The 4,731-nt window shown below is 38.0% G+C and carries 7 protein-coding genes; all 7 read left to right on the top strand.

Annotated elements, in window-relative coordinates:
* The first annotated feature begins 205 nt into the window (after positions 1–205).
* Positions 206–697, top strand: a complete 492-nt coding sequence (locus CJF42_RS24910) for a DUF2846 domain-containing protein (RefSeq protein ID WP_170940763.1) — start codon at positions 206–208, stop codon at positions 695–697.
* Positions 698–957: 260 nt separating this feature from the next.
* A complete protein-coding gene (locus CJF42_RS24905) occupies positions 958–1,305 on the top strand; it encodes a hypothetical protein (protein WP_095369206.1) in 348 nt (115 codons plus the stop codon).
* Between the two features lie 82 nt (positions 1,306–1,387).
* Positions 1,388–1,840, top strand: coding sequence for a DUF6985 domain-containing protein (locus CJF42_RS24900; protein WP_095369205.1), 453 nt, complete (start codon positions 1,388–1,390; stop codon positions 1,838–1,840).
* Positions 1,841–1,967: 127 nt separating this feature from the next.
* A complete protein-coding gene (locus tag CJF42_RS24895) occupies positions 1,968–2,669 on the top strand; it encodes a hypothetical protein (protein ID WP_095369204.1) in 702 nt (233 codons plus the stop codon).
* A gap of 27 nt (positions 2,670–2,696) precedes the next feature.
* The gene (locus CJF42_RS24890) at positions 2,697–3,056 is read left to right on the top strand and encodes a DUF7674 family protein (RefSeq protein WP_095369203.1); all 360 of its coding nucleotides are present in this window, start codon (positions 2,697–2,699) and stop codon (positions 3,054–3,056) included.
* 113 nt (positions 3,057–3,169) lie between these two features.
* On the top strand, positions 3,170–3,772 hold the full coding sequence (locus tag CJF42_RS24885) for a hypothetical protein (protein ID WP_141235668.1): 603 nt from the start codon (positions 3,170–3,172) through the stop codon (positions 3,770–3,772).
* 484 nt (positions 3,773–4,256) lie between these two features.
* A complete protein-coding gene (locus CJF42_RS24875) occupies positions 4,257–4,613 on the top strand; it encodes a hypothetical protein (protein WP_141235667.1) in 357 nt (118 codons plus the stop codon).
* Positions 4,614–4,731: the final 118 nt, after the last annotated feature.

The raw sequence follows: 4,731 nt of genomic DNA, 5'->3' as shown, positions 1-4,731 counted from the left end.
TTATAAAGCATTAAACACTGCTTTTTACATGGAGGTCTAACCAGAAAAGCGTGCGCGCACACTTTGTCACCTCCGTTTTTGTCATTATTTTTTTCTAAGTCTCTTATTTTTGAGGCCTTATTATGAATTCATATTAAGAGGTCTAACCTGATAAGTGTGCGCGCCGTTTATACAAATGTTATATTTTGAGGATGAAATGACCTATTTGAGAAACTTAATTTTATTAATATTAGTTATTAACCTTATTGGTTGTGTTGCCATGGGGGACAAGTTTGTTGAACTCGAAGAACCTGAACAGGGTAAAGCAATCGTTTACGTATATCACCCTAAGGATGATGCCTATGGCGCAAACGAAGCAAACTTTTTATTCTTGGATGAAAAGCAGATCTTCCGTTTCACCCATAATGGCTATTCATACTTTTCCTTAGAGCCCGGAACATATAATTTTAATATTAGACTCAGCACATTTTTTGTAGCTACAGAGCTGGTTCGAGATTCCGTTAACTTAAATGTTAAAGCTGGTGAAACATATTATTTGAGGTATTATGAAAGTCATGATCGTATGGAAACGTGGTCAAATGGCGTATCAGCAGGTGCATATCAGTTGACTACAGCAAATATAGAGGAAGTAGAAAAATATCAGGCTCTACCTGAACTTTCCTCCAAGAGACTCTTAAACCATAAAATGATGCGCTAAACAAAATATAACAAACCAACGCAACGGAAAAATATTCGCTACGCTCGTATTTTCCGCTGGTTGGGGCGTTGAGGCTGTAGAATTTATAAAAAGTGTAAATTGACGAATGAAATTTATGTGCTGTGCGTCCGTAAAAGTAATGTTTTAGTAGAATATTGCCTCAGAATTCACGTAGCAATGCGTTTTGAAGCTTAATTTTTAATAATTTTTTGGTCTGTTTTTTCTAAAAGAGAAATTCTACAGGCTCGTTAACTGTCTCTATGAAATTAGAACGAACTAAAGAATTAATACACGGAAAAATCGATGAGTCAGAGCCTTACGAGGCTTTGGTTCATATATTAGAGTCGGTGATTGAGCTGGTGAAAATTCCAGATAATGACTTTTGTTGGTCTTACTGGGAAGATTCAGATCAGGCAACCAAAGAAATTACAAAATTATTGAATATGGTAAAGTCATATACATTACCAGAACGAGTTGAGGTTAGTGTTCTGTTTGCGCCAACTGGCCCCCTACAAGAGGTCAGTTTAAGTAGTGGGTGGGCAGAGCCATTTCTTAAAGTCGCAGAGAAATATGATCAAGTAGAGAATCTATTATGGCCAAACAGTTAACAAAGCCAATCAGCATCACCCCTTCGGGGCTGGACCTCGCTTCGCTCGGCCGCTGTTGGCGGCGTTATAAATCTAGGTAACTATGGACGTAGCCGATAATATTATCGACCAATTAGAAAAGATTGGAAATGATCTTGAAGGTGAGGTCATTTTCCCTATTCTTGGTGAAAATGTTTTATTCACGCTAGGCCTATCTAGAACTGGCGTTGTAGAACGATCACATAAAGAGTCTATTAATTGGCTTCATAATAATATTGCAGATTTGTTCCCAATTATAGAAAAGGCTGTGTTTGATTATTACATTTCAGTTTTACCTGATTACTACCTTGGTCTTGAGGAATGCGCTGAAGAGCTAATGCCTAAAATTCATGAGCCAGAACAGGTTTGGAATCATGTAACTGACCCTGGTGTGTTTATATTTCCTGAAGAGGAAGGCGGTGAAACACATTTAGAATTTGAATGTACCTTCGATGTTGAACATGGACTTAGAGTAATATTCAAAAATGGAAAACTAATGAAAGTTGGCTTGGAGTAATCGATTTATAATAAGTCGCTTAAAATGGACGCAAAACAGTTGGCTTGCGTTCATTCTTCACTAATTATAGCCAACAATTTTGCGCCCGTTAGCGAGGCGTTAGAGCTTCTCAAATAAGGAGTATAAATTGTCGATTGATGTGATATCAGAAGTTCTTAAGAGTTCTACCATTACAATCGGTGCTGTTGCTGGGGCAACGGCTATTCTAGCGAACATCCTATCTTCTTCGATCATTAAACCGGAAAGGCGTGAAGAGAAAGCAAAGGATAAGCTTTTTAAACTTTTAGATTCTCATGTCGAAGGTGGTGGAGACATTGACCTTGAATTTCTTAAATACATTAAGTCTTCTGTAGAAAGAGAATTTGAAACCAATATTGCAATATCTCATTTGTTGGAAGATTTTTTTGTTCATAAGCTGCAAGCAGATAGCTCAAACAAAGATCATATTGGCAAGCTAAAAGAACTAATCGAATCTGAAAGGCAAGTTAAACCCTTTGACAGCCTTCCATCTGAAGAAAGAAGACTTTTGAAGGGCTTGAGAGATGCAATAGAAAGTAATGGCAATTCTGAAGGGGCAAACTATTTCATTGATGAGCTTAGTACAGTGTTATCTGTTAGGAGTGGCGAATATCAAAGATCTCATCAGACTAATAAGTGGTCTGTTCCTTTAGCTGTAATTGGTCTTATCTTTACTATTGTATTTGGGCTCATGAGCATATTTAACGGTCCAAGTGAAGAAGCTCTTGCAGATAAAGTATTGGAAAGAATTGAGCAACAAAGCTCTAACAAATCAAGCAACACGGACGCCGCAAGCGGCGCCGGTTCTTGAAGCGTTATATGGCTTTAGGTGATAGCAATGAATGATGATGACGTGGTGCAAAATTTTTTTAATGAAATTTGTTGCACCTTTCCTGAGATAAAACCCCTTATGGATGAGCAAGATGAATGTATGACAACGTCAAAAATGGAAGCATTTGCTGACGCAACGTGTGATGCATTTGCTAGTGGTAATATCGAATTGGCAAAAAAATATTTATCTTATGTGGATAAAAAGCTAATTGATTCGCACCCTAAGGAATTTGAATTTATTGATGTCTATTATGTAGAGCATTTGTTTTGGCGGGCAAGTAAATCAACTAAAGAAATCGGTTGGCCACTTGTACCTCCTAAATTACAAGAATTATACGTAAAGTTTCATGGTAAAACAGCCATATAACAAGCTGTTTAATCTGGACAAAATACAGTTGGCTGTGTTTCGTGCCTCAACAATTTTAGCCAACTAAATTTTGCCCATTAACGAGGGCGTTAGCTTACATAAGAGGCTTGGTGTTGGAAATACTCTTTAAAAAAGGCTCAACCGGTAAACAAAAAATTCAAACTTTGATTATATATTTCACTATTTTAGTAATATCATTTTCAATATATAGAGCTTTCAACCTAAATAGAATCTTCATACCTAATGGTGAGTTTTGGTTTGGTGCAACCTTAATTTTCGTTTTATTATCATTATGTTTATGTATTCGTTGGCTTTACTGTCAAGTAAAGAGCAGGTATTTATACCCACCTCAACCTAATACAAAATTGAAATTCTACGGAGGTTTAGTTTGGGGAGGACTATTTAGAGTTCTTTGTTGGTCTGGGATTGCGGCTTTGTTAGGGTTCTGTTTGGTTCGTACCCTAGGATGGATCGCTTATGAATTGTCTCCAGCTAACAGTACACTAAATGTAAAAATAGCCGAAAAAAAACATGATAAATATACAACTAAAGGCGAGTGTACATATCGTGTTTCTTTTTATATCGAAACTAGAGAGCAACCAACAATGGCAGAGTGTGTTTCAGAAAGTTTTTTCTTCAACTATAAAGTTGGAGAAAATTTAAAGTTACAAGGCTCAATGAGTTTTGTTGGTATAAATATGATTAGTGAGCTGTAAGCTAACAAGCGTTTTAACAGGACAAATAACAGTTGGTTTTGCTCCTGCGTCGCTATTTTAACCAACTATTATTTGCCCATTAAACGGGCGTTAAGGCTCCGATGAGGCGATGAATTGAAACTCAAGATTTCTACACTTCTCCAAGCGACTTTGGCGCTCATCCTGGGGCTCTTGATATACGGGATGATATATCCCAGTATCGTTCCTATCGAAAGTGGCGAAGTTAGCCCAGTAGCATTAGCGTGGGGTGCGGGACTGTTAATTCTGATCTTCGGCATAGTTCAGCCTTGGCTTCGTATAATAAAAATTTTAGGCTGGGTGTCATTGATCGCATTACTAATAACGCTGTTCGTATGAGTCCCGGCCTTAACAAGGCAAGGTTACGGAGCAAATTGTGCGTCATCCGCTTTGCATGGGGCCGCAAAGCAGCTACCACCCAACTTCCCCGCAACTCGCAGCGTTATGCATTTTAAAGGGGGTTCAATTGTTCAAAAATTTCATTGTTATCTTAATGGTTCTTTTCACTGTTAAATCATATTCAGCAGATGTACTAAATCATGTAGGGATTGTTAAGCAAGTGGTTGCCTTTCCCCATTCATATGGCTCTTACTCTGTCGATGCAAAAGGGCTCTTAGCCATTTATGTGGAAGGTCAACCTAAGGGGTGTAATACCGGTCAAAGTCGAGTTGTAATCTCGACAGATCATCCTCTGCATAATTCAGTTTTATCTATGGCTTTACTTGCAAAGTCAACAGGAAAAAAGGTTCGAATTGCATACTTCAATGAATGCACGATTAGACCTGAGTCGTGGGATTTTGCATATTTCTATTTACTTGAATAAATGCATAACAAGCAACTAAACGCGGATTCGGTATACGGTCACGCGTTTTGCAAAAACACGCAAAACAACGTGCCAGCAAACCTCACCGGTTAGTTGGGCGTTGAGGCTGTAGAATAAT

Origin of the sequence: Pseudoalteromonas sp. NBT06-2, assembly GCF_002276045.1 — a bacterium.
Lineage (GTDB): Bacteria > Pseudomonadota > Gammaproteobacteria > Enterobacterales > Alteromonadaceae > Pseudoalteromonas.
This window is presented reverse-complemented; position numbering and strand designations above follow the sequence as displayed.

Excerpts from the sequence above, each read along its gene's own strand:
- CJF42_RS24905 (WP_095369206.1), top strand. The coding sequence starts at position 958 with ATGAAATTAGAACGAACTAAAGAATTAATACACGGAAAAATCGATGAG.
- CJF42_RS24900 (WP_095369205.1), top strand. The coding sequence starts at position 1,388 with ATGGACGTAGCCGATAATATTATCGACCAATTAGAAAAGATTGGAAAT.
- CJF42_RS24890 (WP_095369203.1), top strand. The coding sequence starts at position 2,697 with ATGAATGATGATGACGTGGTGCAAAATTTTTTTAATGAAATTTGTTGC.